Raw genomic sequence first — 4,356 nt, 5'->3', positions numbered from 1 at the left:
TAAACTATCAACAGGAAAAATTATAGAACCAAAAAGGCACGCTTCAAAAGCGTGCCTTTTTTAGTTGGTGAGTTGCCAAAATGGATATGTTTGTGTATCTATACGTAAATTTACTTCTGCTTTTGCAAATTCTTCTCCATCTAAGTGTATAAATTGGCTATTTTTCGTTTTAATTGCCAATTTTTTATTCTTAATTCGATGAACATATGGACTTTTATCTATTTTGCCTAGTATAAAAAGTCTAAGTATTTTTAATAAGCTTGGTATATTCTTTTTTTCGACAACAAATAGTTCAAGTCCATTTTTGAAAGGGCTCATTTCTGGTGAGACTTTTATTCCACCTCCAATATAGGGTACGTTGTTAACGATTGATATATAAGCTCTCTTAAAATGTTTGTCTCCGATTATCAGTTCAAACGTATTTTGGGTTAAAAATGCTGAAAAACCTTTCAATGCATATGAAAATTGCCCCAAATTTAGTTTGTTTAAGCCCATTTTAGTTAATGATGAATTTGTCTTATGAACTATGCGGGCGTCAAATCCAATCCCTAAATTGTTAATAAAATATCCTTCACGACCACCTATTTGTTCAATGTAATGACCCACACAAATATTCTTTGTGTTCTTGCAATTGATAATCTGTTCTAGTGCCTCTAGTGGCAAATTCGAAATACCGTAGGATTTTGCAAAATCATTTCCTGAACCAGTTGGAATGTAAGAAACTGGAATAGGATTTTTTTGTTTTGCAAATAATAAGCCATTAATTACTTCATGTAATGTTCCATCTCCTCCAAGAACTAAAACAAGGTCACACTCATGTTTATAAGCGATTTCTTTGGCTAATTCTTGGGCATGGCCGATGGCTTTAGTATAAAAGCAATCATAGACAAAACTTTTTCTTTTTAATTCTCTTTCAATTATCGGCCAGATTTTTTTTGCATGACCTGAACCAGCTTTGAGATTAACAATAATTGAAAATTTTGGATTCTTATTTTTCATATAAACCTCTAAAACAATACATATTACATGATATATAGACTAGCATAGCCAATAAGAAAAGTCATTAAAATCCTTATTTACTATATATATACATTTGACAAGATTAAATAGTAATATATAATTTGTTTTTGTTAGCTCTACAAATCTCTAAATATATAGTTTTAGAGATTAAAAAAGCAACATTTAGGAGGTTTTAATGGAAAAAGTAAGCAAATGGCTTAAAAGTAAGAGCTTTTTAAAACTGATTATGATCTCTGTAGCAGTTTTAGCTCCAATTTTTTATAGCTTATCATTTATAAAATCTGTTTGGAATCCATACGCAGGAGCCAAGAATTTACCTATTGCAGTCGTTAATAAAGATAAAGCTGTCAAATATAACCGAAAGACTCTAGCTGTCGGAAATCAAACAGTTGCCCAACTTAAGAAGAATCATGATTTAAAATGGATCTTCGTTAGCGAGAATGTTGCAAAAAAAGGATTAAAAAATCGAGAATTTTACACGGTAGTGACAATTCCTAGTGATTTTTCTAAAAACGCAGCTACTGTTATGAGTAAACAACCTAAACAAATGCATTTGAAATATAAGACAAATGATTCATTAAATTATTTGGCTGAAACCATGAGTGAGGTAGGTATTAAACAGCTTAATACTATGATCCGCTCAGCTGTTACCAAAGCATATGCAACAGCTATGTTTTCACAGTTAAAAACTTTAGGGGCTGGAATGAATAAAGCAGCATCTGGAGCGCAACAAATCAGTGATGGAACAGTAGTTTTAGCAAATGGTACTAAGCAATATACTGCAGCAGTATCACAAATTAATAATGGGGTACAAACGCTAAAAGTTTCTGTTGCACCACTTAAATCTGGTGCCAGTCAATTAGCTTCAGGCTCAGCCGCTCTTGCTAACGGTATTTCACAATATACAGCAGGAGTGGACAAGTTAAATAGTGGTGTTAATACCTTAAATGGTAAATCTAGCGATTTATTGACTGGTATGAATACATTTAATTCAGGCTTAAGCCAATATACGGCTGGTAATACCAAATTAAATACTGGTCTTAATACTTTGAGTTCTAACTCAGCAGCTTTAAGAATGGGAGTAGCGAGCTTAAAATCAGCAAGTAATCAATTTGGCTTATTGAATAACGGTGCTAGTCAAGTTGCTACTGGTGTGCAAACTTTTAATAGCAAGCTGCAATCTAGTAATATTGTTGGTTCTCTTACCCAAGCACTCAGTATGCAAGAACAAGTTGCTAGTCTTGAAAAACAACTGACAACAGTACAAAGTTTGCTAAAGCAACTGTCGAGTATTGATGTCAATTCATTAACTACAGCAGTGGATAAGTTGCAAAATCAGGCTTTTACCACTGCAGCAGATATGGGGAATTTATATACATCACTTGATGATAATCAAAAAATCAGTGATGATGCCGATCAAATAAATTCGCTATTGAATAACGACAAAAGTTTAAGCAGTGACACTAAGGCTAAATTAGCAAATTTAGCAACTGAAATTAAGACAAAAGCCACTGATTCAACTAATCAAATAAATTCAGCTAACGATTCGTGGGGCAATTTATTAGGAGTAATGTTGGATACTCAAAGTACTTTGCAACCACAACTTGATACTGTACAAAATCTTTCCCAAAAATTACCTGCATTGCAATCAACTATGACTCAAGCACAAAGTCTTTTAACTCAGACTGATACCTTATTATCAGCATTGAAGAAAAATCAAGACTTATTAACAGCGATGCCAACACAACTTGCAAGTTTACAATCAGTAACAGGCCAAATTGCAGTAGGTACACAAAAATTGGCTAATTCAACAGGTTCAATTAATACTTTAGTGAATGGTATTAATCAATATACTAGTGGTGTTGACACTGCAGCAAACGGTGCAGCTCAATTAGCTTCTAAGTCTGATCGTTTAATTTCAGGTTTTAAATTACTCTATGATGGAACTAATCAGTATACTCAAGGGGTAAGTCAAGTAAAGGCAGGTACTAATACCTTAGTATCTAATAATGCTTCCTTAAATAGCGGTGCAAGTCAGTTGAGTACAGCACTTTCATCATTGAATTTACAAGTTCCAAGTCTAATCGATGGAGTAAATCAATTAGCAACAGGAACTCAAATTTTAAATGGTAAGTCTGACAAGTTGCTTAATGGTATGACTCAGCTTTCATCAGGAAGTAATAAATTGGCAACACAATTAAATAGTGGAGCAAATAAAGTTAATAGTAATATTGGTACTCCAAATAATGCCCAAATGTTTGCAAGTCCAACATCATTACAACATACTTCTACAAGTACTGTTCCCAACTATGGGCATGCTCTTGCACCATTTGCAATGGCTACAGGACTCTTTATCGGAGTATTAATCTTTACTTTAGAGTTCCCAGCTAATAGAAGACATAAGACACCTAGGGATGCAGTTAAAGTCTTAAACGAAGAATTTAAGCGGGCAGTAAGTGTGAGTTTAGCTATGGTCGTAATTTTAAATATGATTATGATTTTATCAGGCTTGAAAGTAGATCATATTTTTGACTTGTTCTGGGTTTGTTTAATATATACACTTGCTCAAATGGCAATAATGCAATTCTTAACGCTAATTATGGGAAGATTAGGTACAATAATTGGATTATTACTATTTGTTGCCTCCATTGGTGGAGCAGGTGGTATGTTCCCAATGCAAGTAACTAATTCATTCTTTAATGCTATTCATCCATTTTTACCAATGTCTTATGCAATAAATGGTTTGAGACAAGCAATAACAGGAGGATTGGGCAATAGTTATGCAAGTATTAACGCACTTGTCTTATTAGGAGTAGCAGTATTGTTTTACTTACTCTTCTTATTGGCAGCAAGTACTTTAATAAAAAGAGATGTTTTAGTAACAGATACTAAAGAAATTACACAAGAAATTTAAGAAAATTCATAAAAAGTAAGCAAATTTGGCCAGAAAGAGGCTAAATTTGCTTTTTTTAATCGCTGTAAACACTGAAATACCAGCACTTCTTGAAAAAAATGAATTTTTTTGAATTTTTTTGCAATAAAGTGTTGACGAAAGCCCCTTTCTTAGGTAATATAATATTTGTGCTTTGGCGGAGGACGTCAGAGCGAGTCAAAANTGGTTAAGACACCGCCCTTTCACGGCGGTAACATGAGTTCAAATCTCGTACGGGTCATGACCAAATAATTAAATATTATATTTGGTAAATAAACGGAGGATTACCCAAGTCCGGCTGAAGGGAACGGTCTTGAAAACCGTCAGGCGGGTTCTGCCCGCGCGTGGGTTCGAATCCCACATCCTCCTTAATTTATCGCGGGATGGAGCAGTCTGGTAGCTCG

Annotated in this window: 2 protein-coding genes and 2 tRNA genes; 3 read left to right on the top strand and 1 reads right to left on the bottom strand. The window is 34.0% G+C overall.

Annotation, left to right across the window (positions count from 1 at the left end):
• Nucleotides 1-60: 60 nt before the first annotated feature.
• Nucleotides 61-999, bottom strand: a complete 939-nt coding sequence (locus FC45_RS07245) for a diacylglycerol/lipid kinase family protein (protein ID WP_006588894.1) — start codon at nt 997-999, stop codon at nt 61-63.
• Nucleotides 1,000-1,195: 196 nt separating this feature from the next.
• Between FC45_RS07245 and FC45_RS07240 the strand changes: the two genes are divergently transcribed.
• From FC45_RS07240 to FC45_RS07230, 3 genes are all read left to right on the top strand, one after another.
• Nucleotides 1,196-3,934, top strand: a complete 2,739-nt coding sequence (locus FC45_RS07240; protein WP_057706512.1) for a YhgE/Pip domain-containing protein — start codon at nt 1,196-1,198, stop codon at nt 3,932-3,934.
• Nucleotides 3,935-4,127: 193 nt separating this feature from the next.
• Nucleotides 4,128-4,190 (top strand) — tRNA-Glu (locus FC45_RS07235).
• A 40-nt stretch (nt 4,191-4,230) separates the two neighbouring features.
• Nucleotides 4,231-4,321: transfer RNA gene (locus FC45_RS07230), tRNA-Ser, on the top strand.
• Nucleotides 4,322-4,356 lie beyond the last annotated feature (35 nt).

The organism is Lactobacillus jensenii DSM 20557 (genome assembly GCF_001436455.1).
Taxonomy (GTDB): domain Bacteria; phylum Bacillota; class Bacilli; order Lactobacillales; family Lactobacillaceae; genus Lactobacillus; species Lactobacillus jensenii.
This window is presented reverse-complemented; position numbering and strand designations above follow the sequence as displayed.